The sequence below is a fragment of the Pseudomonas sp. ML2-2023-3 genome, from assembly GCF_037055275.1.
Lineage (GTDB): Bacteria > Pseudomonadota > Gammaproteobacteria > Pseudomonadales > Pseudomonadaceae > Aquipseudomonas.
In genome coordinates this window covers 19,939-46,697 of sequence record NZ_CP146345.1, presented here as the reverse complement: position 1 = coordinate 46,697, position 26,759 = coordinate 19,939, and the positions used below count along the sequence as shown (strand labels likewise).

At 52.9% G+C, this 26,759-nt stretch carries 25 protein-coding genes; 16 read left to right on the top strand and 9 right to left on the bottom strand.

Going from position 1 to position 26,759, the window contains the following annotated elements:
- Positions 1–93 precede the first annotated feature (93 nt).
- The 8 genes from V6P94_RS24735 to V6P94_RS24700 all read left to right on the top strand — a co-directional run bounded on the left by V6P94_RS24735 (position 94) and on the right by V6P94_RS24700 (position 6,017).
- The gene (locus V6P94_RS24735; RefSeq protein WP_198832867.1) at positions 94–3,123 is read left to right on the top strand and encodes an LPD7 domain-containing protein; all 3,030 of its coding nucleotides are present in this window, start codon (positions 94–96) and stop codon (positions 3,121–3,123) included.
- Between the two features lie 35 nt (positions 3,124–3,158).
- On the top strand, positions 3,159–3,668 hold the full coding sequence (locus V6P94_RS24730) for a hypothetical protein (RefSeq protein ID WP_106118809.1): 510 nt from the start codon (positions 3,159–3,161) through the stop codon (positions 3,666–3,668).
- Between the two features lie 20 nt (positions 3,669–3,688).
- Complete coding sequence (locus V6P94_RS24725) at positions 3,689–3,934, top strand: hypothetical protein (protein WP_146136091.1); 246 nt, start codon at positions 3,689–3,691, stop codon at positions 3,932–3,934.
- Between the two features lie 4 nt (positions 3,935–3,938).
- Positions 3,939–4,484 carry a hypothetical protein gene (locus V6P94_RS24720; protein WP_106118806.1) on the top strand — a complete coding sequence of 182 codons (546 nt, stop codon included), beginning with the start codon at positions 3,939–3,941 and terminating at the stop codon, positions 4,482–4,484.
- 36 nt (positions 4,485–4,520) lie between these two features.
- Positions 4,521–5,153: a hypothetical protein gene (locus V6P94_RS24715; protein WP_122433196.1), complete on the top strand. Its 633-nt coding sequence runs from the start codon at positions 4,521–4,523 to the stop codon at positions 5,151–5,153.
- Positions 5,146–5,442, top strand: coding sequence for a hypothetical protein (locus V6P94_RS24710; protein WP_106118802.1), 297 nt, complete (start codon positions 5,146–5,148; stop codon positions 5,440–5,442). The genes V6P94_RS24715 and V6P94_RS24710 overlap by 8 nt, the downstream gene beginning before the upstream one ends.
- A 3-nt stretch (positions 5,443–5,445) precedes the next feature.
- Positions 5,446–5,685 carry a hypothetical protein gene (locus V6P94_RS24705; protein WP_106118801.1) on the top strand — a complete coding sequence of 80 codons (240 nt, stop codon included), beginning with the start codon at positions 5,446–5,448 and terminating at the stop codon, positions 5,683–5,685.
- Positions 5,686–5,774: 89 nt separating this feature from the next.
- The gene (locus V6P94_RS24700; protein ID WP_122433194.1) at positions 5,775–6,017 is read left to right on the top strand and encodes a hypothetical protein; all 243 of its coding nucleotides are present in this window, start codon (positions 5,775–5,777) and stop codon (positions 6,015–6,017) included.
- 109 nt (positions 6,018–6,126) lie between these two features.
- Here V6P94_RS24700 and V6P94_RS24695 read toward each other — a convergent pair whose 3' ends face one another.
- From V6P94_RS24695 to V6P94_RS24655, 9 genes are all read right to left on the bottom strand, one after another.
- Positions 6,127–10,905, bottom strand: coding sequence for an Eco57I restriction-modification methylase domain-containing protein (locus V6P94_RS24695; RefSeq protein ID WP_198832873.1), 4,779 nt, complete (start codon positions 10,903–10,905; stop codon positions 6,127–6,129).
- 329 nt (positions 10,906–11,234) lie between these two features.
- Positions 11,235–11,540, bottom strand: a complete 306-nt coding sequence (locus tag V6P94_RS24690) for a hypothetical protein (RefSeq protein WP_004666766.1) — start codon at positions 11,538–11,540, stop codon at positions 11,235–11,237.
- A 234-nt stretch (positions 11,541–11,774) separates the two neighbouring features.
- Complete coding sequence (locus V6P94_RS24685; RefSeq protein ID WP_106118774.1) at positions 11,775–12,161, bottom strand: hypothetical protein; 387 nt, start codon at positions 12,159–12,161, stop codon at positions 11,775–11,777.
- Between the two features lie 19 nt (positions 12,162–12,180).
- Complete coding sequence (locus tag V6P94_RS24680; protein WP_016355626.1) at positions 12,181–12,516, bottom strand: hypothetical protein; 336 nt, start codon at positions 12,514–12,516, stop codon at positions 12,181–12,183.
- A gap of 19 nt (positions 12,517–12,535) precedes the next feature.
- On the bottom strand, positions 12,536–14,050 hold the full coding sequence (locus tag V6P94_RS24675; protein WP_106118773.1) for a zeta toxin family protein: 1,515 nt from the start codon (positions 14,048–14,050) through the stop codon (positions 12,536–12,538).
- 9 nt (positions 14,051–14,059) lie between these two features.
- Positions 14,060–14,512, bottom strand: a complete 453-nt coding sequence (locus V6P94_RS24670) for a hypothetical protein (RefSeq protein WP_197044090.1) — start codon at positions 14,510–14,512, stop codon at positions 14,060–14,062.
- Positions 14,499–14,876 carry a hypothetical protein gene (locus V6P94_RS24665; protein ID WP_106118772.1) on the bottom strand — a complete coding sequence of 126 codons (378 nt, stop codon included), beginning with the start codon at positions 14,874–14,876 and terminating at the stop codon, positions 14,499–14,501. The genes V6P94_RS24670 and V6P94_RS24665 overlap by 14 nt, the downstream gene beginning before the upstream one ends.
- Complete coding sequence (locus V6P94_RS24660) at positions 14,876–15,256, bottom strand: hypothetical protein (protein WP_016355622.1); 381 nt, start codon at positions 15,254–15,256, stop codon at positions 14,876–14,878. Before V6P94_RS24660 ends, V6P94_RS24665 begins: the two co-directional genes overlap by 1 nt.
- A 410-nt stretch (positions 15,257–15,666) precedes the next feature.
- On the bottom strand, positions 15,667–18,192 hold the full coding sequence (locus tag V6P94_RS24655) for a type IA DNA topoisomerase (protein ID WP_200645971.1): 2,526 nt from the start codon (positions 18,190–18,192) through the stop codon (positions 15,667–15,669).
- A gap of 141 nt (positions 18,193–18,333) precedes the next feature.
- Here V6P94_RS24655 and V6P94_RS24650 point away from each other — a divergent pair, with 141 nt between their 5' ends.
- The 8 genes from V6P94_RS24650 to V6P94_RS24615 all read left to right on the top strand — a co-directional run bounded on the left by V6P94_RS24650 (position 18,334) and on the right by V6P94_RS24615 (position 26,363).
- Positions 18,334–18,732, top strand: coding sequence for a lytic transglycosylase domain-containing protein (locus V6P94_RS24650; RefSeq protein ID WP_016355619.1), 399 nt, complete (start codon positions 18,334–18,336; stop codon positions 18,730–18,732).
- A gap of 8 nt (positions 18,733–18,740) precedes the next feature.
- A complete protein-coding gene (locus V6P94_RS24645; RefSeq protein WP_106118778.1) occupies positions 18,741–19,871 on the top strand; it encodes a conjugal transfer protein TrbA in 1,131 nt (376 codons plus the stop codon).
- A complete protein-coding gene (locus tag V6P94_RS24640) occupies positions 19,868–20,854 on the top strand; it encodes a DsbC family protein (RefSeq protein ID WP_016355617.1) in 987 nt (328 codons plus the stop codon). The genes V6P94_RS24645 and V6P94_RS24640 overlap by 4 nt, the downstream gene beginning before the upstream one ends.
- 8 nt (positions 20,855–20,862) lie before the next feature.
- A complete protein-coding gene (gene dnaG, locus V6P94_RS24635) occupies positions 20,863–22,149 on the top strand; it encodes a DNA primase (protein ID WP_106118777.1) in 1,287 nt (428 codons plus the stop codon).
- Positions 22,150–22,160: 11 nt separating this feature from the next.
- On the top strand, positions 22,161–24,383 hold the full coding sequence (locus tag V6P94_RS24630) for a TraM recognition domain-containing protein (protein WP_122433189.1): 2,223 nt from the start codon (positions 22,161–22,163) through the stop codon (positions 24,381–24,383).
- 12 nt (positions 24,384–24,395) lie between these two features.
- Positions 24,396–25,766, top strand: coding sequence for a hypothetical protein (locus V6P94_RS24625; RefSeq protein WP_054998547.1), 1,371 nt, complete (start codon positions 24,396–24,398; stop codon positions 25,764–25,766).
- A 15-nt stretch (positions 25,767–25,781) separates the two neighbouring features.
- Positions 25,782–26,009 (top strand): hypothetical protein, encoded by a 228-nt coding sequence (locus V6P94_RS24620; RefSeq protein ID WP_106118816.1) that lies wholly within the window; start codon positions 25,782–25,784, stop codon positions 26,007–26,009.
- Positions 26,010–26,102: 93 nt separating this feature from the next.
- Entirely contained in the window at positions 26,103–26,363 is a 261-nt protein-coding gene (locus V6P94_RS24615; RefSeq protein WP_106118815.1) for a hypothetical protein, read from the top strand.
- Positions 26,364–26,759 lie beyond the last annotated feature (396 nt).

Sequence of the window (26,759 nt, the reverse complement as noted above, 5' to 3'; positions counted from 1 at the left end):
AAAGCGGTCAATGTGAAGCTCGCAACTTCACGCTTAGCTTGCGGCGTAACGGGCAAAGGACTCCCCACCACCTCCACAGAGGCAGGAGCGCCCATGAGCGTTGAATCAGAAGCTTTACTGCAAGAGTTTCGCCAAGCTGTGTACGAAAAACACAGCTCGCCACAAACGGCGATGGAATCCTCTCCGGATGGCGCCATTCGGCATCGTGCCGAGGCGTATCAAGCTTGGCTTCAGAGTAGCCAAGCTGACGGTGAAAGCTCCACAATCCCAGATACCCTACTGCGGCACTGGGTCGTTGCTGACATCACGTCCTGGCGTTCAGTAGAACCTAATTCCGCAGAAAATGCTGTCACCGCATTACATCGTAATGTTTTTGCATACGATACATATGCAAAATTGCTAAAGGAACTGCACCAAGAGGTCTATGACCAAATAATTTCGCGTTCTGAGGTAGCTGAAACGATTAATGGCTTCAGCAACGCAAGCGCGCCAGGAGACGAACCGGCAAAAACCGATCCGAGTGTGATTCTCAGTGAGCTGCTCAAGGACATCACTTACCGTGAGCGTGCAGACGGAAGCGTCCTCTACCTTTTGAAGGAACAGCCGATTTTCGTCGATCACGGGCAACAGATCCTCATGGAGGCGAAGGCCCAAGATGACGAACTGGCCATTCTTGCGGCGCTACACATGGCGAAGCAAAAATTTGGCGGGTCTATCGAGTTGACCGGATCGGACGAGTTCAAACGTCGGGCTCTTGAGGTGATGATCAAGCACGATGTGCAGGTGGAGCTCAAGAATCCAGCACAAGAAGCTTTGCGCCGGGAGATGATGGGGTTGCCGCCTGTAGGGGACTCAGCTCCCGGACAGGATAATGCGCCGGCACCTGATCCAGCCGCCACTCAGAATCAGCCGTCTCAACCCCGACCATCAGCTTCGGCAAATCCCAATTCCGCAGCCGATGCCACTATCCCGGTTGCGACTGCAGCTGAGCCAGTGAACCACTACAAAGGTGAGCTACTGGAGTTTGGCTCCGCGCCTTACCAGTTCGATATCTCAAATAGCCGCAGCTTCTACGTCACCCTCAAAAACTCTGACGGTGAATCCAGGACCACTTGGGGTGTGGATCTGGAGCGAGTAATCGAAGAACTCGGCGTAGGTCGCGGCGATCAAGTCGAGCTGACTAACCTCGGTCGCAAGGACGTAACCATTGAGGTGCCTGTCCGGGACAAAGCAGGGCAAGTCCTTCGATACGAGGAACGTAAGACCCACCGCAATGAGTGGGGCATTGAAGTGACTGCAAAGGCACCCGCTGATGTGACCCCACCTGCCCCACTTGAGCCAGGCGAATCCGCAATCAAGGCTCATGATGCCAAATGGCTGAATGATATGGGCGTGCCTGTCGAAGCATTTGAAACACATCCGAAAATGCTTGCGATGCGTGGTGAGGATCATGCTGTTCTTCTGCTCAATGGTGTCGAAACCACTGCTGAAGGCTTTGCCACAGTCGAAAGACTGATGGCTCAGCAAACGTATAGAGCGGCCTTCATGGCTTCGTTTGAAGCCGAATTCGGACGATACAACAACCATTTCCAAAAGCAGCTTGCTGATTCTGAAGGGTACGCAATTGCAAACGAAATGCTCGCTGACGCTGAGAGCAAATATGGTCCGATCCCATTAGCCGTGATCGACTCCGAAGCGCACATCCAGGATGCTATGGCGAAAGGCGATATTGACGCCGTTATCGACGCTATCGATGCGTACGATCGCCAATACCTCGCGTCACTGGAAAGCCACCGTCAGACCGTTGAAGCTCAAAGCAATCAACAAGCTGCGAGTGGTGGCTTTGTCGAAGTGGGTGAACCGACTCCACAGCCCTCAGCAATAGACGAAAATTCCACCACTGGCAGTGAGCCGACGCTCACTGATGAGCCGTTGCATTTCTTACATAACGGCCAGTCTGCCGAGATTGATTTGACCCGCTACGTCCAGCAGCCTCCATCTCTGGAAGAAAATGGTCAGCCATCCAGTGAATTAGTGGATCACACGCTGAATTCAGCTTCGCCGCTTTACTTCACCCACAACGGTGAACCAGCTGAAATCGACCTGAGCCGTTTTGCCCAATCTCCCGCTACAGACTTGTCGGTTGCACCTGAAAGCCTCCCTCAACACGCCGCTGGGCCTGCAGGCTTGACAGAAAAATCTGGCATTCCCTTTTCAGAGCGAGATCTGCAATACGCGGCCAACCTGGTTCCTGTTGAGGCCCATTCCTGGTGGGACGTGCAGCGAGTGGCCATTGAATCGTGGGGCAGGTCTTTGGAGGAAATGGAGGCGGATCTCCAAGTCCTTGGGCCTGAGCCAAAGGTCGATCAAATCATCTGGTTCGACAAGGCTGGCCGTCAAATGCCTGCGCCTGTCGATGAGGTTGAGTGGCTTGCGAAGCAGGCTTTAACGGTTTCGCAAAACGATGAATCGAATGGTTTTGTCAGTGGTGACAACAACGAGTTGCGCGGGCGCGGCGCGGCGAGCTTGTTCCCAAGCGCAGATGGTGTGATTGAACTCAATCCAGAGGAGGCCGATATGGCACAGTCCGATTCCAATGCAGAGAAAGAACCCAAACTCATCCTTCGGGGTGTTACCAAGCTCGCTGATGACTCATTCGACACAACGGTCCTGCTTTACCAGGGTAAAGGCGACTACCTGCAGGGCTTCGTGAAGGTCGATGGAATAAAGCACCAGGTGCTTGCCTTCATGAATGAACGCCATCCAGATCCTTCGACGGGCGAAATCAAGCCAAACTTCATCACGCTTTCAGAGCCAAGCAAATCAGGCACTGATGATGATTCCAAATGGAATCAAATCGGCTACGGCAATGCAGTAAATCGCCGTGGCGACGGTAAACAGGTTCACTTTGATGAGGTCTTGTTTAACGTCGGAGGTACCATTGTGAAGGCTAAGGAGACAAAACACGTCGACGAGTCGCTCCACCAAAAGCTGGGCTTTCTTGAGCCTCGCAAGGAGCGCGAGAAGCCAGCCGCCACCCCAAAAGATGAAGTGCCGGCCGCTGGACCCGTAAGCGACGCAACAGCCCCGGCGCCATCCACTAAAAAACGAGTACGAGCTTAATGCTCGCCCGCTTCCTGGTTACGAGAGGACCTGTAATGAAACCACTCACTCGCACGCTACTGGTTGTGCTTCTTATGTGTTCCTCCATCGGCGTACAAGCAGCCACTTGCCGCAGCGGTGAAGCGGCAATGCGCGGTGGCGAAGCAGGTCTGTCTCGTGACCAGTCAGCGGCGGACTCTAACGAAACAGCTGAGAAAACCTCATCCGATATCTTGGGGAAATGCATTGGTGGTATCACCGGCATATTCGGCACGACTAGCTTCCCTGATCTCTCGGCAATCTGGCAGATGATCAAAGACAAGGTGTGCTCAATCGCTAGCTCTCAAGTGCGCGGCGTGGTGTCCCAGGTCAACGGTGAAATCAATGGCGTCATGACTCAGGTGAACGGTGCCGTGACTGACACGATCAACCAAACCGGTGTCAACGACACGGGAATGGGCACTGTGATCAGCAGCGGTGACACGAATATCAGCGGTCCATCCGTGCAAAACACCAAAAGCTCCGGCTCTACGGACTCTGCGTTTTGGAATGACATCTGGAAGTAATAACCATGGAGGTGGCCGTCATGAAACAGATCGAGGAATTGGCAAGCAAGCAGTTAGAAGCTGGGGGGCTGATCTTGGCTCTCCCACCTAAAGTCATGCTCGACATTGAGCAATATCGGATTGCACGCAATGAAGCTCTGGCATGCAACGATGACAACAACCTTCTGCTCGTGGAGGAGCTGAGTCAGCGGTGGCAAACCGAAGCTATGAATTTGGCTCGTTGGTTGTCCGCTCAGTTCCCTGATGACGAGCGGTCAGTGGAGTAGATTCATGAACCGACCTCAGACCACTGCAGATCTGCTAATAAAACACTCATGGCCTGCTGGGCAGACCATGGACGTGGCTTGTCCAAACTGTGCAGCTACGGTGGCCACGCAGATCAGTGTCGTTCGTGAAGACGACCTGCCGTTAAGGCCCGAAGACTGTGAGGACTGCAACGCCCAGTTCGAGGTTTACCCGGACGGCAAAACCGTTTTGGTATCAGCTCCCGCATCAGGCCAGCTTAGTGATCGTGCACTGAAGGCAATCAAGTTTTTTGAATCACTTACATTCGACCCTAACGGGCCCCGGGATTGGCCATTCACCACAGAGGTTGAAACTCTGGTGACAGTTGCCTGGCTACACGAGTTTGAGGACGGCACTCTACAGTTCTTAGATGCTGATCAGCAGCCGCCGCATGTCTACAGCCCGCGCCTGGATCCTGAAGCGCTGGAGCGATTTTGCGAAACGAACATCGATGCGTACCGATCTTTCCATGACAAGCACGAAGTAGCACTTGATCGTCGCGAGTCCGTGGCCATGACTCCTTTTTGGTAATAGAGAAATCCGCTGCCACCAATGAGAGGAAATACCATGGACTTAGTTGCTCGCAGAGCCGTCGAGAAAAGCATCATCATCGCAGCCGCAGAAGGCTTGATTGCTGCTGGGTGCACAGTTTCGGTTATTGAAGGTGAAAAGGTATTTCTTACAGATAGCTCAGACCCCGTCGCGATTGATACAGCTTTGCACGCATCGGGGGAGCCAGGTTTCCTGGTTAAAAGACTAATCGACGGGGTTCTACAAGAAGGTTGGGTCGATTTTGTCGGAAATACGGGCATTGAAATCATCACAGCAGACACCAAGCTGAAACTAGGCAGTGCATTGCAGGCGGCCAACGCATTAGCCTTAAAGCTGCGCGCCGAGCAAGTCGAGGGCAGAGGAAGCGAAGTGGATCTTCGTAACTTGGACATTGAATCAACGGATATAACACGAGCAATACGCCAACTTCGCAAGCACGGTTTCAGAATCATACGCAATGATTTGATCCCAGTGAGTCCTCATCAACTTTACGAAGACACCACGGCTGTAGCGTGCGACATGCTTGGTATGGTTCCAAGCCGATTTAACAGAGCTTCGCTGCAAGTGCAGAGGATCGCGTTAGCAATCGAAAATAATCTATGTGAACCCGACGATACGCATCTAACGAAGGATCAACCCAATGAGTGATAAAACTGAGCAGTTGCCGCAGCTTCCACAGGGTTTGCGAACCGAGCTTCACGTTGTCAGCAATAAAGGAATGACCGGTAACAAATCGTGGGTTCTGCGCGACTTGAAGACGGATGAGCTGTATGAGCTTACGCCCAGCACCATTTCGGGTTGGGACATCCCCGAGGGCCAGCTCGACGGCCCTGGCATCATCGTAACGATGGTGCCCGATTGCGTAACGCTGCAGCTGAGCAATGGACAGCTGTATCGCGACCTCCCCCCCCCTGATGCTCTGCGTTTGAAGAAATAGATCATGCAAAAGATTGATGAGGAAGAGGTTTTGAAAACTGAAAATCAGTCTGGAAACGATCAAAAAAAACGCAATGTTTGGCCGATTGCAGCTGGTTTCGCGATTGGTCTTCTTACCCCATTCGTTTTTTTAGACGAGCCCAGGTCGATCGGTCTATTTTCGCTTTTGGTAGTTTGCGTCACCGGGGGGATGGTTATGGGTTGCGTAATGTCCGTGATCAGCAATTTAGCCAACAGATCATAGGAACAACCGCTGCATACCACCGGCCCTTTACGGGCCTTTTGCAGTACCAGGGTGCGGTGTACGCGTCCGTGAAATCGGCAGGTATCCTAATGCTCATTGCTTCCAAAAGCGGCTGTATCTCAGTGTCAAAACTGGTTAGTGAAACGGACAACGTTTGGACGCTAGAGGTTGAAAATAGTCTGCATCGTGTCAGCAAAAAGGACAGCCGACAGCGCGCATTCAACGCTATGTCCGACGCCTTGGAATGGGCTGGTGCCGACCAGGAAATGATCGATCATTTTGTTGCTCTTGAAGCTGAAAAATCGGCAGTCAGCAATCAGGTGCTGGGTTGAAGGAAGTATTGCAGCATTACACCAGGTGCCGTTGGCCAGTTGATCGAACACAACAGAAGTAGGTAGGAAAAGCCGACCCCCGCTCATTCCTTGAGCGGGGTGCTTGGGTTTAAGCGCGCATTTTCTTAGCTTCTGGTGCGGCATTCCCCTGCAGCACTGTCGACTTCGGCGTCCACGTCGAGACGTAGTTGTCGTCAGCTTGCATCAGCTTGAGCTCTGTCATCACATCACGTGAGTCATCCCTCAGGTTTTCCAGGCGACTTTGCTGCTGGAATGGTTTCCCCTTTTCTATCTTGGCCTTGGCCAGCTCATCCCTCTCCCCAATCCGGGAGTTTTCAGCGTCAGCTCGCCAAGCTTCAAACCGGTCCAGGAAATTATCAATGCGGCTGATGAAGCCTGGCAGGCTGAATTTGTCGTCGGTTCGATATACCAGGTTATCTGGCTCGTACGAATCGTTGCCTGTAACCGTGAACTGAATCTTGTTCCGGTTGCAGGAGACGTCGATCTCAAATCCCCTGTAGGTGCCAACACGGATGATTGCCGCACGCTGGAAAGTGTCCTCTGCCTTGCGGTCGACGGCCACCTTCATGCTGCCCATGATTGCGCCCAGGAGCTGGTCTTTGTTGTCCTCGCCATAGCTCTTTGCTGCCGTTTTGAACAAGAAGCTGGAACCTGTTCCGGCATCGCGTTTGGCGATCTCGCCATTCCAACGAGCGACCGATCTGTCAGCTCTTTTGTCTGCTTCTTCAAGCCAGGTAATCCTGCTATCCAGGGCATGTTGATTTCGCTTGTAGTTGGAGAACAGCGCCTCCACTTTCTTCAAGTCAGCAGCAAGTTGGACTTGGAGGAAAATAAGCGGATTACCGGTTGCAGCGGCCTTCATCTCTGCAGCGTTGGCAGCTTCGCTGGCCACGTCGTCAATGACACGCTGAAGGCCATCCCCTTTCCGGAACTGCTCGATGCCGGCAGCCTTGTATTCGATGGTCTGCCACATCCGGCTGTCATAGGTCTGTTTGGTCGCATAGCGCAGGATTTCGATCTCAAAACCGTCTGGATCCTGTTCATAGAACATGTTGCCCTGACGCTCGATTCGACCGTCACGTTGTTCAAGATCGCTTGGGCGCCAAGGGGCGTCGACGTGGTGTAGGGCAACCAGTCTGCGTTGTACGTTAGTACCTGCACCCATCTTCGTGGTGGAGCCAAGCAGCACCCGAACATCACCGCGATTCATTTCGTCAAAAAGCTTCGACTTCTGCAGGTCTGTATTGGCTTCATGGATGAATCTTACCTGATCTGCCGGCACGCCCTTGTTGATGAGCTTCGTACGGATCTCCTCGTACACGCTGAACGATGCGTTGCCAGCCAAGATTTCGTCCATGGAGATGACCTCCCCATCGTCGTCATCATCAAGGGAGGCTTCTGGAGCGGTTTCCTGTCGCTTTTTTCCTTTGGGGGTGGAAAGGTCGCAGAATACCAACTGAGTGCCTTGGCGAGCATCCCAAGCCTCCCAGATGCGGTGTACGTTTTCCACGCAGGCATTCACCTTACTGCCAATGAAGTCATCAGAGTCAGGATCGATCAATCGGAAATCTAGCCCCGCCTTCCTGGCATCGTTGGTGATCTTCAGCGGGTTGTCGATGCGCGGATCCCGTGGAAGGTGTTCCATACGGTAGATGATCGAACCCTTGTTCCAGCTCCGGATAACACCGCCGTCAGCACGATGAATTGGCTTACCGTGATCATCCAGTACCTCGGATTGAACACCCATGTATTGGGCTTGTTCATTGGAGCGTTCAACGATGATGTTTTGAGGACGACCGCCTTTAACCCTAGGCACTGGGAATCGTGTCCCTCGTTCTGCGGCCTGTTGTTGCAGATCTGCCCTGGTGATGACGTCCGCAAAGGTTCGGTACATCGTGTTCAGCTCAGGGACATTTTGGAATCTTGAAAATCTTGAATTGAGTCGGTAATTCACACCGGTGGCATCCAGCTCCCAGCCGGTAACCACTTGGCCGAAGGTAGAAGCCCAGGCATCGAAGTGTACGATCCCGCGTTCTTTCAGTTCGTCATACTGCATGTACCGCTGAACGGTATAAAGCTCAGCTATGGTGTTGCTCAAAGGCGTACCAGTAGCAAGGAAGACTCCTCGACCGTCGTACTTCTGCTGCAGGTACCGACATTTAACAAACAGGTCGAAGGCCTTTTCGGAGCCTGTAAGGTTCCCCAGACCGGAAATCCGGCTCAGCGACGTGGTTATGAACAGGTTCTTGAATTCTTGAGCCTCATCAACGACCAGCGCATCGACACCCAGATCTGCAAAGGTCACTGCCTGGTCTTTAGCACCTGTATCGGCTTTTTTCTCCAGGCGTTCCTTCATCCGCTCTTTGGCCTTCTCCATTTCCTTGATGGTGATGCGATCCCCGCGGTCGTTCTTGAGATCGATGATTGCATTGCTCAGGTCGCTAATTTGCTCCTGGAGCAATTTTTCAAGAGTGTCCTGAGGCATCCCGATTTTTTTGAACGAGCTATGTGCAACTACGACGGCATCCCAATCACCCGTTGCGATACGGGCAAACAGGCGCTCGCGGTTTTCCTTTTTGAAATCTGACTTCTCAGCAACCAGGACATTAGCGTCTGGGTAAAGTGAGTAGATAGCGTCTTTCCATTGCAGCAACAGATGGTTGGGCACAACAAGCATCGGCTTGTTCAGAAGCCCCATCCGCTTGCTTTCCATAACGGTCCCAACGCACACCAGTGTCTTGCCGGCGCCGACGACGTGATCGAATAAAGCGGTTCCGTCTTGAATGCCCCGCCAGATCCCATCCTTCTGATGAGGACGCAGCGTGATGTCGAGTGATGCACCAGGTAACTGGAGGTGAGAGCCGTTGTACCGCGATGGAATATTGGTATTGAACCTGTCGTTGTAAAGCCTGGCCAGCTCCACCCGCTGCTCTTTGTCCTCCCAGATCCAGTCAACAAATGCCTGGCGCAATTCATCTGCTTTCTGGTTGGCTGCGGCGGTTTGAGTTTCGTCAACCTGCATGATGGGTTGGCCGCGATCATCTCGGCCGACTTCGGTTTTGACTTGAATTGATCGGTTGGTTAGTACCGCTTCAATCAGTTTGTTTGCCGGGTACGCTTCAGTACCCCAGGTAACACGACACGTCGTGTTGTCACCCTGACCAATATCAGCAATCCATTTTCCGAGCGCTGCCTGGTAGCTGATGCGTCTCTGCACATCACCAAGCAGGTGAACCACGAATTTATCGACGACGGTATCAGGTACCCAGGTTGAACCCAGTTGGACAGAGATGTCGACCGGATCGATGTCTGCAGGTTGAACCGGGCGCAAGGCGTCTACGTTATGCGAAAAGCGCGGGTCTTGCTCTGCAGCCCTGATAGCACCACGAAGCTTAGCTTTCACGTTCCCTGTTAAATACTGGTCTGCTGTCTCCCATCGGTCCTTTCCAGGATTGAAATAAATCAAACCTCGCAGATCAGCAATGATGTCTTCTTCGGAACGACCGCAAAGGCGAACCATGCGTTCCAGGTCAACACGGCCGACCTGGTTCATGGAAACGACTAAGGCATCTGTCGCCGAATCGACATGCCGAACTTCCTGACGAGGTGTCATCACGCGACGGCTGAAAATCGATGCCTTATCAGCTTTTGGGGGACGAGCGGCCACATCATGCTTGCGGGCCATATCTGCTGATATGCCCCGGTCGTAGTTGCTTTCCAGCGCATTCAACAATGGATATTCAGGATCGTCGCACATGGCCAAACGGTTAGCCTGGCTGCTGATATGGCCATGTTTTCGAATGAACCGATCGTACAGCGTGTTGAGTCGAGTCCGGTGCAGATCGAGGTCGCTTTCGATGCCCTCGGATTGTTCTGCTGCCATCAAAGTCCGTAGGGCATTCCTGACCTCGATCATGCCCTTGATTCGGTCGCCTGCACGCTCGTTTTTGGGTGTGATCAGTTGATAATCAGTCTTGGCCAACTGGTCGGGAAGGCGTCGAGCTATTAGGCCAGCCTCGGTGATGAAGTAGGAGCCGACTTTCAGATTCTCAGGAAGTACCAGCTCAGGTTTCTCATCTGCAGCGTCAACCAATTCTGGAGACGAATTAGCTTTGTAAACGTCACGTGGTAATGCTTCCAACCGAGCGGAGATCTCAGCGGCCAGATCCCGACCAGGCTCCCCGATCAAATCAGCGGTGTCTCGGTGCATGTTCCGTGAAATGACCATGCGACCGGCCATCTGCCAAGGGTTTTCAATGAAATACTGGTTGATGGTGATGGGGGCACCTGTCTCACGATCTCGTATATCGCCGACATTTACCCATCGCTTGTCAGTTTCCTCACCAGGTATCGCTTTCTGGAAAAACACAATATCGGTCGTGACTTCCGTCAGCGCGTTCTCTTTGAAAGCAGTGTTTGGCAACCGAATCGCGCCAAGGAAGTGGGATTGTTCAGCGATGTGCTCACGAGCTCTGCCGTTCGCTGCATCCAAAAAGTAGCGACTGACGACTACTCCCATCACGCCACCTGGCTTGAGCTTGTCGAGGGATTTGGCGAGAAAGTAGTTGTGGATGGAGTACCCGCTCAACTCGCGGTGATGGGGATCGTAGAGTGATTGCGAGCCGAAAGGAGGGTTGGCCACGCACGCGTCAAAATAACCGCTGGGAACGACAACATCCTGCAGGCCCCGGTTGAGATAGGTAGCTGTAGGGTAAAGGTGCTTACCTATCTCCGCTGTCAGAGGATCGAGCTCGACTGCAGTAAAGTGGCTTTCTTTCCGAATCCCTTCGGGCATCAAGCCAATAAAGTTGCCAGTGCCGGCAGCTGGCTCGAAGATCTTACCGCCCGGGAATCCAAGCCGCTGCATGCCCTCATAAATCCCCCCAATGACAGCAGCAGAGGTGTAGTGGGCATCTTGAGTCGAGCGCCGAGCTTTCTCAAATTCATCTTGGCTGAGAAGCGCGCCCAGTTCCTGGTACTCCCGCTGCCAAGCCTGATTACGATGGTCGAACGCCTGAGGCAACCCACCCCATCCAACATATTTGACCAGTATTGCCTGTTCTGCTGGTACAGCTGCCCGCTTCTGCTCACGCAGTCGCTGCAGTAGCTGGATCGCCTCTACGTTGTCCCGAAACTTGGCTTTTGCCCCACCTAAACCCAGCGAGTCAGCCGCGGTGATCGCGTAATCGGTTGGTGTTAAAGTTCTGTGTTCACTTCCTGCAGGGCCAGCACTTCGTGCTCGGTCAGGCCGGTTTTGTGCTCCGCTGGGAGGCTGTGGAGTGCTTCCAGTTCCAAGCGTTGCTGCTCCAACACTTTCCCCAGCAGAGTCAGTTCCCCCTCGCTCTCCAGTTGCTTCAACTGCGTGGGGCTGTTCAAGGCCCAACGATCCAGAATTTTCCAAGACTGTGGGCCGAACGACGGAGACTGACGAATTGCCTTGATTGTCTCCGAGTTCAGTTCCCGGCTTGCGATTTCCAACGGTTGGGTTTGATTTGTGATCATGCTGTTCTCCTTGGTCGTCATCGATGTCGAGACCGGCTTCGAGGGTCTCTATGGCGTCTACGGTTTCTTGAAAGGCGAAATCAAAGCCCAATTGGGCTTGATCGTGGGACGGCCTTTTCCTACGCATCGTATAGTACTCCGTCTAGTTCGTATCATAGTCATTATACGAAATGCGTAACAGAGTACAATTCTTACCGGCATTTGAGGATGACCGTCCGCGAATTCAGTGGGATTTTAAGCGTTGTAAGAGGCGCCGTAGCAGCAGGTCGCAGCCACATATTCCGGGTGAAGATGTAGCTGCAGTCGCTGTCCAGTAATGAGCTTTCGGGCAGGTTCTAGATCTTGAGAGAGCACAATCGCAAGGTAGGCAAACAAGAGCTCACGCATCCGATTATTTTTGCTGCTCATATGGCTGATCAGCCCGAGTACTGGATGGTTGAGCGGATTGCCAATCAGTGATTCGCTTTCCGCTTGCAACTGGTCCATCAGGTAAGCCAAAAGCTCCGTGTGTTCATCAGAAAATTTTCGATCAGAGCGTTGCTGCCATTCAGAGAACTCTTCAACGACACAGCTGAGTTCTGCCCAGGTGACTGATTGGTTGGGTAGAGTTTGGGTCGACATTCAGTATCCTCCCGAGAGATTAGGATTGTTTTGTCTGACGATCTGCCATCTCATCAGCTGTTTCGCCATGCAGCGTGTAGAAATCTTTGTCCCGCCAGGCTGCACACATTTCTTCGGGAAGCCCGGTGACCGACGCCATAAAGACTTCGCAATCAGCATCGTCGAATACGGTCATTGCGCCGTTGCGCTTGATGAGATCCGGATATGCCTTTTGGTCTGCCTCCACCACGTCTGCGGGAACCGCATCCGAAACAAGCCCAATGAGACTGATATACCTCCAGTGAGCATCATCCAAGGCTTCAAGCTGATCCGGAGTAGCTTTCATTAATTTTGCAGCAAATTCGTCTGGTTTCATGGCTTGGCCCCTGATGGATTTATCGAGGTTTGATTTGGTTTGGGAGATTGGTACGAATGCTGGGTGCGAGCGTGCGGTTGTAGTCCGCGCGGATAGCCGCAAGCTCCGCGAGATCCCCCTCACTGGCTTGCCGGCGATGCATTTTGGATTGCACAAGATCAAGGGTCAGTTCGAAGGACGATCGCTCGGCCTGCGTCCAGGCTCTCGAACGCTCAGCGTCTACATGAACTCGGCCTTGGACGGGGGTTTGCTGCCAACCACCCGCTATACGTGTGTTGTCGTAGATGTCTGTGCCGCTTCGATTCGTCACGTGCATTCGGTCGACCAAATTGGCGGTTTCCAGCCGATCAACAGTGAGCGGCAGTCCTACAAACGCCAGGTCGTGGTTGGTTCGGTTGGACCAACGCCCAAAGCCATTGGCCTCGTGTTGCAGCTCGTACCGATGGTGAATGCTAAGACGGCTCACCAGGTCATTAACGGCCAACACACGAGCATCGATCCGGTACCCAGCTGATTGCAGCTTGCTGCAGAGCTTTGCCAGGCTGTCTGGATCGCGCATTGTTCCATCGATGACCAGGTTCCTGCGCTCTTTAATGGCCAGGTTCGTGAGTTTCACTGCCCAGCCTGCAGCATCACGATGCGTAAGATCCGCTGCGTCACGGTCATTTTCACGCATCAGCTTGAGTAGGTGGGGGTGATACTTGCGCAGTTCGTCAGCGTCAATCTTGATTGAGTTGCCACCCAGCTCAGTCGTGGCATAACTGCTGAGGGCCGCTTTCCCCGCCCCGGGTTGCCCCCCGAGGATGATTGCAACTGGTTGCTGCACCGGTTTGCTGAGCATCAAAGCGTGCTGGGCAATGTCTTCAAAAATAAGCTGATGCTCTTCGGCCTCAAGCCTGAACTGCGATTGATCGTCTTTAGGGAATGTCTGCTGATGCCTTTCGCCGGATTTGATGCCTTTTGCAATGGCCAGCGCCTCGACACGAAGCTCATGGATGGAAAGTGACTTGTCGTCTATCAGGCCTGTAGCCTTGAGAACCTGTTGTAAAGCTGCACGGGTTCGGTCCCAGGCTCGGCCCAGAAACGTGCGTTCGTCTTCAGCCACAAATGCGAAGACTTCTTCAGCACGGAACAGCTCGCTTTTATCAGCGTAGTTTTTATCAACATAGGCCCAGATATGGCTTAGCGTTGATTCGTTACGCGTTTCAAGAACGCGAGAAAGGAGCGCTCTTTTTTCTTCGGGATCGAAGGTGTTGAGCCCAAAATGCCCGAGGAGCTCGTGGCGCAAGGTTCGGACGATGGCCCCTTCGTCACCCATATTGGAAGCGACAATTGTGATAAGTCCACTTCCTGGATGGTAGGCTCCGTCGATGCGGATTCCGATTTTTTCGCGTGATGCTTGCGGTCCATAAATATCCTCCTGGTTCGCCCTGACAAGATTTCTCAGGGGGATGTTTCCATTATAGTCAGCCAAGAATCGATCAACGACCGCCTGTGCTTCCTTAACGCTCAAACCTTTGCTCTGATCGTCCATGGCCAGTCCTCAAATCTGAGCCCGTACCTGGGCGCCGTAGTTCGCGATTACACGACGTACGGTGTCGACGTCATCTATGGATATTTTGCTACGTTCCAGCACGAGCTCAGCCTGCTCCTGTCGCAATTTTGCAAGGGCCTCAAGGTCGGGCTCAGCCTTAGACCTTTCCTCGTGGATTGCCTGTGATCGTGCCGCGAGTGCGTTCCCGATGGTTTCCATCGCGCATTCGTATTCTGCAACCTGCTGGCTGGTCAATGGACCTGGCATCTGGGAGCCCTCGTGCTGTCGTTTGAATGTTTGGTAAAGCAGAGCAATCCCTGCTGCAAGAAACAGCGCTGCGTGAACCAGCTCGCCCGGGACGTCGAACCCGTGGTGAACTGCAAGCACTGCGTAAGAAAGCCCAATGATCGAGCTGCCAATCGCCACACAGGTACGCCAAATCCGCTGCTTAAGCATCAGCATCGCTCTGCTTATCTTTGACCAAGGTTAGGGTGTAGGCTTCATTCATCACCGTCATCAGATTTTCGGCAGTTTCAGGACTCTGGCAACGGAACAGCACAAGAGCGCCGAGAATCTTCATCGCCCGGTCGATGTGAGCCGGTACAACCAGGTCGAGTGGTTCGACGTTGTAAATGTTCGCAAAGGCCACCCCTTCCGTTCCTGTGATGCTTAGCGTTCTGTCAATCGACGCCGAGACAGCGGGTGGTACTGCAGCTTTGCTCTCATCATCGACCATCATCAACGACACAATGAAGGGTACGCTTTGGCCTTTACCATTCGCGGCGTAATACGCAGGGACAAACTTCATCTCATCTTCGTTGAACATTATTTTTTCTCCCAACGGTTCACATCAAGCGCGAGGAATGGATCTTTCATGCCGCTTTGTTCATCAAGCGACCCGAATGCCGCAATGTTCTTAGCGCGCTCTTTAAGCCAGCTATCAAATATTGACTGGGCCTGTGAATCGGTGACTTTTACGAGCTTTCCATTTTGAGAGAAGAAAACCGGCATCCTGAATGTTTTGCTATTGTCGACCGAAATTGCAACCTCAAACCAGGTGTTGTTGCCATCAGCGACTTTGAAAAATTCAGCGTGCATTCCCTGAATCAGCTGCCGTTGCACGCCTTCCTGCTCATGCTGATTTTTCGACTGATCGCACCCAGCAACAAGGATTGCAAGCAACAGAGGTAACAAACGTATAAACATGTATTGCTCCTTTCTTTCTCACCAACCAGGCGGTGAGTTTGGGTGCGTGATCGAGGCATCAAGAATCGGCGATGACTCAGGGCTCAACCCCCAGGCGTAATATCCAAGCCCAGAGAAATAGTAAGCGGGAGCATCATTGATAGTTCCAATGACCTCTGCGTAATCCATAAAAGCATTCATGACGTCCGACATTCTGAGATCGGGACTGCCGAATGACGTGCGCAATACCTCTTCAGGGCTTGCTGTGAGTCCAGATCCTGCCGTTCCACCCATAACTGACAAGACCCGTAGCCGTGTCCATTCTTGACTGGGCATGCGTTTCATATGACCAAGGACCAATGCTCTGAAATCATCCAGAAAAGGTGCCAAGCTGAGGTCGTGCGCAATAGCATTCTCAATCTGAGGCACGGTCAGCTACCCCTCTTTTCAAACTCAAACTCAACCTTCCAAGCTTCACGGTTGAGCTTGAGTTTTGCGGAAAAAGCACTGTTGTTTTTGGGGCTGACAAAACCACTGAGTTTTTCAGTAATTCCGTCTGTGAGGAGTGCTTTGAGTTCAGCATCATTCAAAGCCCTGCCCAGTAACTCTGAAAACATTTTGAATTTGCATGATGGACACTCAAGCGTCTTCCCTGTGGCTTCGAGAATGCCCGGGCATCGAGGGCAGTTAAGCGGAGCGAGTATTATTTGCTCCTTGGAGGATGTCTCGCTCTTGGATGTATTAGCACCAGAATTTTCAAAGAGAGGCTTGGTCTTGCCGGTGGCACGATCTAATGACAGGCGCGCCGAGAATTTCGTTTTTTTCTCACGGCCTATTAAGTTCTGAAGTAGTCGTGTCTCACCCTTCTTAAGTAAGGCTTCAATATCTTTTGCTCCAAGCAGCTTGCCGAACGCTTCATGCCAGAGGACAAATTTGCATTGGCTGCAAGCAGTACGTTTCCCTTTGTTCTGTAGCTCGCCAGAGCAGTTTGGGCAAGGAATTTGCTCCCCTGGTGAAGGGGGAAGATCTGCCATTTCAGCGACTTTGGCCACCTCAACAACTTCCCGAACGAATCGTTCGGCATATTCCATGAACTCAGAGTGGGTGAGTGTGCCACTAGCGACCTTATCCAGTGACTGTTTGAAATAGCCAGCCTGTGCCGGGTCTTTCACCTTCATGGGAAGAGCATCGATCAGGTTTCTGGCCTGCGCGCTCGTCATGAGTTTTTTCTTGCCCTTCGGCGCAGATACGAAAAGCTCTCGCTTTTTCATATCCGCAATAATCCCGGCACGAGTGGAGGTTGTCCCGATGCCCTCACCTTCTTTGAGGAGTTTACGAAGCTCCGGATCGACTACATACCTGTGCAGGTTCTTCATCGCATCAAGCAGCATGTTGTCGTCAAATCGCGGTGGCGGCGTGGTCATTTGGTCGACCATGCTGCAAGACAAGCACGAGACGCTATCCCCCTCACTCAGCGCTGGCAGCGTCAACGATGGAAGGTTGTCCTCTTCCAGCTCTGTACCATCCAATGGCGGTGGCTCTTGATAGATCGCTTTCCAACCCAATTGTACGGGGGTGGTACCACTGGCCGTAAAAGCTTCACCATCAATATCTACGTGCAGCGTTGCGGCCTGATATTTGTAATCGCTGGCAAACTGAGCCAGGTATGCCCGAACAACCAGGTCGTAAACGTTTCGCTCTCGTTCAGTCCACTCGGCCAGGTTCACTGTTTTTTCGGGAATGGAAGGCACTATGCCGTGGTGCGGAGTTGGCTCCCCGGTCGGTGTGCGAACTTTCGCGTCATCGAATGCAGCCGATTTATGGGAGTGGTTTAGCAGGTCAGCAATCTGGGTCAGGTCAGGACGAATTTGCAGCACTGCCGCTATCACTGCAGGCGCTTCATCGTGATGAGCTTCTGAAAGGTGCCTGACATCCGTTCTTGGATACGTCATGACTTTGTATGTGTCGTACAGCTTCTGAGCCGCTTCCATGACTTCCTGAGCGGAATAGTCATACCGGCTGAAACCTTCCATCTGCAGCTCGTTCATAGAGAGAGGTAGTGGAGGTTTCTTGCTTTTATCGACTACAGCGCTTTCGGTAACAGAACCTGTCTGGCCTTTGACCTTTTCTGCAATGGACTTGGAGACTTGAGTGTCGACCACACGCCCATCATCATCCAGGCCAGATTGATCAGCCCGCGGTTTCCACCGAGCCTGAAAGTCCGGACCTTCGGTTGGTTTCAGTTGTACGGTGACTACTTGATAGGCGTGAGGCTTGAATTCCTCGATCAGCCTGTCGCGCTCCCTGGCTATATAGAGCAGAGGCGTTTGTACGCTCCCAACGGGTAGCAAACCCTGCTGTCCTACCTCACGGCCGCGCAAGGTCATCGCTCTCGTGCCATTCATACCCAGCAACCAGTCGTAGCGACTGCGAGCAAGGCCCCAGCGCCGCCACCCGGTGAACTGAGGTTCTGTGTTATCCCGAATGTTGGCAAGTGACTCTTTGATTTTTGTAGCGTTGTAGTCGTTGATCAGCACCCGACGTACAGGCTTCTTGAATTGGAAGTACTCGAGGGCTTCATCAACAAGGCACTGACCCTCCTCGTCGGAATCACCAAGGTGGTGAACAACATCACACCACTGCAACAATTCTTTAAGCTTTGCGATACGAGCCTTCTTTCGTGGATCTGGCAAAAGCTTCCATGCCCGAGCTCCAGGGATAATAGGTAGATCAGCCATCCGCCAAACCTTTTTCTTGCCGGCTGTCAAAGGCACGTCGTCAGGAAGGTAGTGGTCCGGTGGAGCTTGTTGAAACGCATGGCCATCGAGCCAGATAAACCAATGCTCGCCTCTGCGTGCCCAGCCCGGCCCCTGATCTTCGGTGCGGCCCGGAATGGCCGAATAAATACCCTGAGAAAGCTGGGATTCCTTCTCGGCAATCCACAAAACCTTTTCCATTAAAAACTCCTTCCTGAACGAGGCTGAAATCAGCGTTTTTGCGGATTTGCATAAGGCTGATTCAACTTGCCTTGATTCCGTAGAATGGCTACCATACGGAAAATTATAACCCATTGCTAGGGATCGAGAAAGGACGAAACGATGATTCCATTACCAGTGGCTGAGCCGCCTGTACCGGTTTGTTTGGTTGAAGCGGCGCGAGATTACAGTTTGCCCCTTAGGGGAATGATCGCGCTTTGGATAACCGAGGGCGGCAGTACAGGGACTTTGAGCCCGAACACAAATGGCACGGTCGACCACGGTCCTTTCCAGATCAACACCGTGTGGGCTCAGAAATTAGAGCGTGAATTCGGCGTATCGCCCCAAATGATCACGACGAACTTCTGCTGGTCCGCTCGCGCCGCTGCATACATTTTGCGCTACGAGATTAACCAGGCGAATGGCAGCTTTTGGGATGGGGTTGGGCATTACCACTCCAGGACTCCGAAGTACAAATACCCGTACATCCAGCGTGTTTATAACAATTCGCTCAAGTTCTAGGAGGGCTCATGGCTAGACACGGACAAAATCAATCAGACGGAATGGGGGTCGTATGGCTGGTCATGATTGGCTTGATCGCATTTTTCGGATGGATGTTTTGGCATCGCTGGCACGGCACCATTAGCTACTGGTCGCTCAAGTGGGTTTGGTACCAGCTTGCTGTTTTCGATTGGCCATTTATGCCTGAGGTGATTCGCGAGTGGCGCGCACAAGCTGCGGGTATGGCAATGTATCCATCAAGGGTTACTTTCCCCGAGCTTTTGAGCATTCTCAATAAGGCTGGTTATTTTTACATTCCCATACCGCTTTTCTTCATCGCGAGGGGCTTTCTTGCAGCTCACCGTCACCCGATGAACAAAACGCGCAGGAAGGTCACGGTTGAAACCCTGCCTTGGATCATGTCCAAGCACTCCCCCGCTATCATTCCTTCCCTGTACTACGGCAACCCTCAAACTCTGCTGCTAAACGATGATCCGGTCGAGCATCGCAGCGCTGTGCATCCCGAAGAATGGACGCTTGAGCAAGGACTGATAGTAAATCACAAGTTAGATCGTGAACGCTGCGGACAACTCCTGATCGAGTTCCTAGGCAAGCCGGTCGCGACACTCAACGAATTGAGTCCGACAGAGCGTGCAATGTTCGCAGTGTTCGGCGCTCGCCTCCTCTCGGACGGAAAAGACATCCGCGTAGCCCAGCAGCTCCTGGACGACCTCAACCGCTCTTGTCACACAGGTACGTTTGAAGGGAAAAAAGGGTACCCGGATCTCGGTTTAACTGACGCAGCATTCAAAAAATACTCAGCTCATCCTGACGCTCAGGCCTGGCTCCTCAGACACCCCTACCCCCGAACGATGCTGTTCGCCATGCACAAGGTTGCATCCAAAAGCGGCAAGTTGCCCTCTTCCCAGTTTCGCTGGTTGAAAGGGATGGATCGTAACCTTTTCTATGCCTTGAACATCGGTCTGCGCAAAGCCCCATATCTCGAACAAGGTGCAGTTTTCACTCAGATGCAGTGGGAAGAGTTCGCGGAAAACGTGGGTTATCGCCTTACCGAGCCATTCATTGAAGACGCGATTGATGGCGTCGAAAAATATCTCGCCAAACTAGGTTTGGTCGCCCGACAAGGAGAAACACAATGAAAAATCGCGACAGAATTCGACAGTACGATTCGTCTCTCCATGTCCACTTTGGATCTACCGGCGAGCGCCGTGCAGTTACGGCACTTTCGTTGAACGACAGTCTCCAGGTTCGCCTGGATGGAAAACGTCTGCTCTGGTCCAACTCTGCACAAGGGGAAAATCATGAGTGTTTGCTTGAAGAGTTCGGGTCCGATGCTCTGGCTGGTAATGCTTTTGAAGCAATGCAACATGCGCTCGACCGCTACTCACGGCGCCGTGTGATATTCAGCCGTGTGAAAGGTGCCGTTAAGTGGGGCTTACTGCCGGCGTTCGGTCTGATCTTTGCCCTCGGTTTGAACATGTACGCGGCCCGAATGACCGGTATCACTTCGCAAGCTGCACCTGGACCATCGGGCCAGGTGAATGAGCAGCCTGCTTTCAACCCAGGTGCAATGCAGCCTGGCTTTGCACCGCCACAACAGCCTCAGAATCTCCAGCTTGGTAACATCCCCGGGCTTCCACCAGCTGCTGACCCATCAATCGTCAAGCAAGCCATCAATGCAGGTACCAAGGCTGGTAAATACGCTGTACAGCTTTCTCAGGGGGGTAAAGGGACTGTCTATGTGTTCTCTGATCCATCTTGCCCACATTGCCGCAATTTTGAACCAGAACTTGAAAAGCTCGCTGCTGACTACACCATCCAGCTTTTTCCGGTATCAGTGATCGGCGGGCCTGAGTCCAGTACTGCGATTGCCCAAATGCTTTGCGCTAAACCTGAAGACCGTGCCAATTACTGGAAAAAGATCGTCAAGGGTGATCGCCTCGACGCACCGACTTGCCCCGAAGGCGAAGCCGCCGTATCGGCCAATGACCAGATATTCCGCAAGCTGAATTTCTTGGGCACTCCCACAGTGGTGAACACCAGCGGCGAACAAACTCCGCTGACCCTTCCGAATACCGCCCGGGCCATTTCGCAGTGGCTGGATCAAACAAAGGCGCAGTGAGGATATTCATGGGCAAGTACATCCGGTACACCGATGAATTCCTTGCCCGTGTGCGTGAGGACGCAGACCTGGTGGGGATCATAGGAAGAGACATCACCCTTAAAAAGGCAGGCAAGGCATTTAAGGCGTGCTGCCCTTTTCACGGAGAGAAAACACCCTCTTTTGAGGTATCGCCTGAGCGGAACACATACAAGTGCTATGGGTGCCCCGCACAAGGCGATGCGATCAAGTGGATGATGGAGTTTCACAAACTCCCCTTTCAAGAAGCAGTTGCCGCTGTGGCGTCGGACTCAGGGATCGTGGTTCCTGAATCACAGGTTGATGACTCAGCCGAATCGCAAATGCGCCGAAGTCGCTTGGCGTCTTTAAGCAAAGCCCTGCAAGACGCGTCGCGTTTATACGCGGGTGGCATCGAACGCAGTCCCACAGGTCGCCAGTACCTCACAACCACCCGCAGGCTTTCGGAAGAAACAATTACTTCCTACCAGTTGGGTACCGTCGCGACCGGCGTCGTTGAGCTGTTGGCTAAGCGTCACGATCCAGAAATACTCATTGAGTGCGGGCTGGCCATCCGTGCGGAGGACGGTCGTCTATTTGACCGCTTCCGCAACCGGATCATGATTCCGATCTACAACGAAAGCGGTGCTTTGATCGGGTTTGCAGGACGTTCCATGATCGAAAAGCCCGACCGAACACCCAAGTACCTGAATTCGCCTGAAACTGAGCTTTTTCATAAAGGCAACGAGTTGTATGCGTTGAACGTCGCCAAGTCGGCAATTCGTAGCGCTCGGCACGCTATCGTCGTTGAAGGCTATTTCGATGTGCTCACGGCTCACCAGGCCGGTGACTGCAGAGTGGTGGCCCCCATGGGGACCGCCCTTACAAATACTCAGGCAAGACGGCTATTCAGCAATGCCGACACCGTGACATTTGCCTTCGATGGGGATAAGCCTGGCCGATCTGCTGCGTTACGAGCCTCTGCAGTTGTTTTAGAGGAAATCCGCGACGGTAAAACAGCCCAGTTCCTTTTTCTACCCGAGGGCAGCGACCCCGATCAGCTGATCGCTTCGCATGGGCTTGATGCATGGAACGATGCATTGGCTACAGCATATCCATTGAGCAGGTTTTTGGCCGACTACGTGAAGCACGGCTTGGATATGGACGTACCAGAATCGCAGGTCCGCGCTGCTGAAAAGGCACGCAAAATACTCGCCCGCGTCCGTGAGGCAACCCTCTACAAACAAGCTCTTACCGCTCAGTTCGAAAGAACGATCGGTATGGCGTTGCCCGCCTAGGAGATCACCAAATGTCTCTCGACTCACAACACGAGATCAAGCCTGGCCGCATATCAAGGGACGTGCGCAGCTCTTGGACCAGGTTCAATGTTGCACTGTATCGCCCGAACAACTTCAAGCTTGCACTTTTAGCCATAGCTGGCCTGCTGTTCTATCAGCCAGTCTTGTGGCCGGTCTGGATCCTCTTCTTGTCCATGCTAATCATGGCCTTTAAGGACCAGAAATTTCGCATGCCTATCCGCATGCCCAAAGACATTGGCGGCTTGGATCGAACGGATTATTACGAGGAGCTGGTAGAGGAAAACTTTCTTTGGGGCTTGCTCACAAAGTCGCGGCTTTTTCGCAGGCTCTTAGCTGCTGGGGGCATCATGTACCTCGGTTTTCTCCGTACCCCGAATACGGACGGAATTGCAGCGAGCGCTGATGAAGGCCGGGAGCTTTGGCTCAACAACTCCGATTGTCGTACCCACCTGTTTTTGCCAGGCACCACGGGCTCGGGCAAAAGTGAAACCCTGATGGGCATGTACTACAACGCCATCTGCTGGGGAACTGGAGCGTCGTACGGGGACGGTAAAGCTGACTCAAATCTTGCCTTCTGTCTCTGGTCGCTAGCTCGCAGGCATGGCCGAGAGGACGATTTCCTCATCCTCAACTACCTTACAGGCGGTATGGATCCCTTCGAACACATGGTGGCCAGGGAGTCTGGTCTTCATGCAATGAATCAGCCTCAATCGAACTCCATGAACCCTTTCGGGGACGCTGCGGCTGACTTCCTCCTGCAGCTGATGGCTTCCTTGCTACCCGTAGCCAGCGGTGACGGCGCTCAATGGCAGCAAAAAGCTCTCAACATGATCGATGCGCTGCTGCGTACGCTCTGTTACAAGCGCGCCAAAGGGGAACTTGAAATCTCCATCGGGGTGATCCGTCATTACCTGGCACTTCAAAACCTTGTCCAATTTTACATCGAGGGCCAGCAAGGGCTGATCCCTGAGCTGGCCTACCTGCCGATCAAAGCCTACTTTGAAACCGGCCTACCAGGTTTCAACCCACAACTCGCTGGTGATCCATCGAAGTGGGATGCAGAGGTGTTCAACCAGCATGGTTATTTGACCGGCCAGTTTGCTCGCACTCTGTCGATGATGATGGACACGTACGGTCATATTTTTGCGGACAAATTCCCGGAAATTGACATGCTCGATGTCCTCCTCAACGACCGGCTGATCGCAGTCATGATCCCGACTCTCGAAAAATCTGCGTCCGAGGCAGCATCGCTGGGCAAGCTGTACATTTCATCAATCCGGCTGATGATGGCCCAAAATCTTGGCTACCGCTTAGAAGGTACTCGGGCAGACGTCCTGGATACCAAAGCTACAAATGCCCCTAATCCGTACCTGATCATCAGCGATGAGTTGGCCTATTACTTCGCTGCAGGCATCGCAGTAATGTTTGCTCAAGCGCGAAGCCTTGGCTTCATGATGGTCGCCGCCGTGCAGGATATTCAGGGCCTTAAACGAGGCGAGGCTGCCGACGAGGCACCTTCCATGCTTGCCAACACCAAAGTGAAATGGGTGCTGGCCTTGGAAGACCCAGAGGACACGTACGATTACATTCGCAAGGCCGGTGGAGAGGCTTACTACAGCGTGCTCACCGGCTACGACCAGAACACCGGTGGTGCCTACCAAGCGCAGGGTGCAGCGAACATCGAGCGACGAAACAAGATCGAGCTTGGGGAGCTGAAAAAACTGCAGGCTGGTGAGGGAATGCTGATTTTTAAAGATGCTGTAATCCCAGCATCAAGCTTCTACATCCCCGACGATCACAAGAAAACCAGCAAACTTTCTGCCCGTATCAACCGATTCCTGCAGGTCGAGCGGCCGGAATTCAGCCGACTGCCACAAAGTGCTGAGCGCATCAGTAAGCAGGATACCCACTCTGTCGACTACATCGCGGCCCAGCTTCGCCGGGTCGAGAAACCCTACTACCCAGCCCTCGAAGACCCGATCCTCGATCAGGTTGTGGCAACTGCGCGGCACCTGGACAGCATTCAGCGTTTCGACGTGCCCGCTGAACAGCGTGGCATCGCGTTATTCCAAGCGGCTAGAAAAGCGCTTCATGCAGCGGAAGCTCAAGGCCTTACTGGATATTTTCACCAACCGAAACCCGATCTTGAACCCGAGGAAATGCTCGGCGACGACGGGGAGGATTTTGAAATTCCAGAAGATGCATATGATTAATAAGGGGGCACGATGACAGCAATCAAGCTGGGCAACGACTTTTGGAAATACACCAAGGACCAGGTGGAACTTCCTATTTATTGGCGTCCTGATGCAGTGTCGAATCATCACGTCGGTGTTGCAGGAACCTCCGGAGCAGGCAAGACGCACTGGATCCGGGAGTTCGTCACCAACATGGATGAGCAGGTGGAAATCGACATCTTCGACTATCACGGTGACATCGAGATACCAGGTGCAGAAACTGTCCTTTTCAGCGAAGCGACACGCTATGGGTTTAACCCACTGGTGTTGAACACAGACCCCCACTACGGGGGCGTGCGTAGGGCTGTGAATGATGTGATTGAAGCTATGAACAGCACATCCCGAAAGCTTGGTGGCAACCAGGAAGGGGTTCTGCGCCACCTGCTCACCGACGCTTACGCAGCCCGCGGGATCTATGTGGATAAGCCACATACTTGGCAGCGTCGAGAAGCCTCCGATGACGAAATCAAAGACATCATCAAACACAAGCGCTGGGCAGATCTGAAAGCCGTCTACCCTACCCTCTCCGATGTTGTGCGGCTGGCCAAACGCAAGTTGCGAGCCCTCTGGATGGGGATAGACGACCAGGACGACGGCAAACAGGCATTGAGCTGCTTTGAGGACTACTGCAGAACAATGGCTGCAATGAACAAGCGCCGGGCGGACTTGGCCAAGTCGCAAGGTCGTAATGGCGATGGGGATATTGAAGCCCTGGAGAAGCGTCTCGACACGTCGAAAATCAAAGCGACGGAGGCACACCAAACGTTCTTGAACAACCTGCAAACAGGGCGAGAATTCGATGACGCGATGAAGTACCACAGCAAGGATGTGATGCTAAGCGTCATTACTCGACTGGAAAACCTGATCGCGACCGGGATTTTCAATCCCAATCCGCCCCCTTTCGGCAATGCGCGGATTCGCCGGCACAACATCAAACCCCTTGCGCAGTCCGAGGATGAGTTGAAGATGTTTGTCAGATTCCGGATGCGCGCGATCATCCGGGAGATGATGCAGCGTGGGGAGTCCCACGGAAAACTGCGTCGGTTGATCGTCCTGGACGAGTCCAAAAAATTCAATGACGAAGACGCCTCAAATCCGATCAACGTGGTCGTCACTGAGATGCGTAAATTCGGCCTTGCAATACTTCTGGCGGGACAGTCGCCTGCTCATTTCAGTTCAGACTTTATCAAGAACGCTGGCACCCTTCTGTTACTGAATCTGGCTACCGCTGACTGGGACGAGGCTGCGCGGAAGCTGAAAATCGATATCAAAGACTTGAAGTACCTTCGTCCACAAACAAGCGGTGCGGTACGCATGCTTGAAAAAGGACAGATCGCAAATTTCCGCCAAATTCACTTCTAAACGAGCGAAGTCGCCATGACCCCAGTTGTGTTGAACCTGATCCGCACTATCCGCCGCCTCAGCATGGCCGTGGCCTACATTGTAATCTTCGGCCTCATTTTCTATGGGATGGCATTGCAATTTAGCGGGAGGGAGCTTGAGCGCGGCTTGATGGAGTCGAGCCTCCATTGCGCTTTTGTAGCTTTGGGCACCCGGCTCCTGATCGACATCTTTTTTGGTGACAAGCTGAAGGCGAAAGCCTAATATACGTATGTACGTATGTACGTATGTACGTACGTACGCATTAATTTACAGGCGGGGCGGCTACCCCGGATCTGCGATGTCTAGGAGCGTTACATGACTTTGAAAATACCCTGCGGCAATATTTCGCAAGCTCTTGCAGAGCTTCTACCAGGTGAGTCCCTGCTGATTCCTTGCAACGGAAAGACGATCCAAGTTACTCAATCCAGCATCACGTCTATGTTGAAAAAGCGAAACCTGATCATGGCTGAATTCTCCCAGAGGAAAACGCTCTTGGTTCGGGATGAACATTCATTACCCGACCCGCTGATACTGGTGTCCAGGCTCAGCGTGCGCGAGGGGCCGTCAGCAGCTTGACCAACCTTTACCCACGTCAGCGGTGCCCCTCTCCTCGGTTCACCGCTGACAAGCAACGTGTAATGCGCCATACGGAGAGATATTTTACGATGAGACTCATGACCCCAGACGCTGAGGATAAGCGTGAAATGGCTGGCCGGATGTACGAGATCTGCGACCTGAAAATTGCTCTTGAAAATGGGCATTTTTCGAGCCTCGAAGACGTTCTTTCGTACGCAACTGAGCAGACTAAAGAGCTGCAAGCTGTGTTGGAGGTCCCTCAGTGGATTGTGAATGACAGGTGCTGTGTTGATATCAAAGCCTCAATAGAGCAGGTCAATACTGGACCAGATAGCCTTCAGCCAGGTCCGACACGGCGTTGGTACTGACAGCTCAAAGATGACTCTAAGAACCCTG

Excerpts from the sequence above, each read along its gene's own strand:
- dnaG (WP_106118777.1), top strand. The coding sequence starts at position 20,863 with ATGGGCAAGTACATCCGGTACACCGATGAATTCCTTGCCCGTGTGCGT.
- V6P94_RS24650 (WP_016355619.1), top strand. The coding sequence starts at position 18,334 with ATGATTCCATTACCAGTGGCTGAGCCGCCTGTACCGGTTTGTTTGGTT.
- V6P94_RS24625 (WP_054998547.1), top strand. The coding sequence starts at position 24,396 with ATGACAGCAATCAAGCTGGGCAACGACTTTTGGAAATACACCAAGGAC.
- V6P94_RS24680 (WP_016355626.1), bottom strand. The coding sequence starts at position 12,516 with ATGAAACCAGACGAATTTGCTGCAAAATTAATGAAAGCTACTCCGGAT.
- V6P94_RS24665 (WP_106118772.1), bottom strand. The coding sequence starts at position 14,876 with ATGTTCAACGAAGATGAGATGAAGTTTGTCCCTGCGTATTACGCCGCG.
- V6P94_RS24630 (WP_122433189.1), top strand. The coding sequence starts at position 22,161 with ATGTCTCTCGACTCACAACACGAGATCAAGCCTGGCCGCATATCAAGG.
- V6P94_RS24615 (WP_106118815.1), top strand. The coding sequence starts at position 26,103 with ATGACTTTGAAAATACCCTGCGGCAATATTTCGCAAGCTCTTGCAGAG.
- V6P94_RS24670 (WP_197044090.1), bottom strand. The coding sequence starts at position 14,512 with ATGCTGATGCTTAAGCAGCGGATTTGGCGTACCTGTGTGGCGATTGGC.
- V6P94_RS24645 (WP_106118778.1), top strand. The coding sequence starts at position 18,741 with ATGGCTAGACACGGACAAAATCAATCAGACGGAATGGGGGTCGTATGG.
- V6P94_RS24655 (WP_200645971.1), bottom strand. The coding sequence starts at position 18,192 with ATGGAAAAGGTTTTGTGGATTGCCGAGAAGGAATCCCAGCTTTCTCAG.
- V6P94_RS24715 (WP_122433196.1), top strand. The coding sequence starts at position 4,521 with ATGGACTTAGTTGCTCGCAGAGCCGTCGAGAAAAGCATCATCATCGCA.
- V6P94_RS24675 (WP_106118773.1), bottom strand. The coding sequence starts at position 14,050 with ATGGACGATCAGAGCAAAGGTTTGAGCGTTAAGGAAGCACAGGCGGTC.
- V6P94_RS24660 (WP_016355622.1), bottom strand. The coding sequence starts at position 15,256 with ATGTTTATACGTTTGTTACCTCTGTTGCTTGCAATCCTTGTTGCTGGG.
- V6P94_RS24735 (WP_198832867.1), top strand. The coding sequence starts at position 94 with ATGAGCGTTGAATCAGAAGCTTTACTGCAAGAGTTTCGCCAAGCTGTG.
- V6P94_RS24695 (WP_198832873.1), bottom strand. The coding sequence starts at position 10,905 with ATGCAGCGGCTTGGATTCCCGGGCGGTAAGATCTTCGAGCCAGCTGCC.
- V6P94_RS24620 (WP_106118816.1), top strand. The coding sequence starts at position 25,782 with ATGACCCCAGTTGTGTTGAACCTGATCCGCACTATCCGCCGCCTCAGC.
- V6P94_RS24640 (WP_016355617.1), top strand. The coding sequence starts at position 19,868 with ATGAAAAATCGCGACAGAATTCGACAGTACGATTCGTCTCTCCATGTC.
- V6P94_RS24690 (WP_004666766.1), bottom strand. The coding sequence starts at position 11,540 with ATGATCACAAATCAAACCCAACCGTTGGAAATCGCAAGCCGGGAACTG.
- V6P94_RS24700 (WP_122433194.1), top strand. The coding sequence starts at position 5,775 with ATGCTCATTGCTTCCAAAAGCGGCTGTATCTCAGTGTCAAAACTGGTT.
- V6P94_RS24710 (WP_106118802.1), top strand. The coding sequence starts at position 5,146 with ATGAGTGATAAAACTGAGCAGTTGCCGCAGCTTCCACAGGGTTTGCGA.
- V6P94_RS24705 (WP_106118801.1), top strand. The coding sequence starts at position 5,446 with ATGCAAAAGATTGATGAGGAAGAGGTTTTGAAAACTGAAAATCAGTCT.
- V6P94_RS24720 (WP_106118806.1), top strand. The coding sequence starts at position 3,939 with ATGAACCGACCTCAGACCACTGCAGATCTGCTAATAAAACACTCATGG.
- V6P94_RS24725 (WP_146136091.1), top strand. The coding sequence starts at position 3,689 with ATGAAACAGATCGAGGAATTGGCAAGCAAGCAGTTAGAAGCTGGGGGG.
- V6P94_RS24730 (WP_106118809.1), top strand. The coding sequence starts at position 3,159 with ATGAAACCACTCACTCGCACGCTACTGGTTGTGCTTCTTATGTGTTCC.
- V6P94_RS24685 (WP_106118774.1), bottom strand. The coding sequence starts at position 12,161 with ATGTCGACCCAAACTCTACCCAACCAATCAGTCACCTGGGCAGAACTC.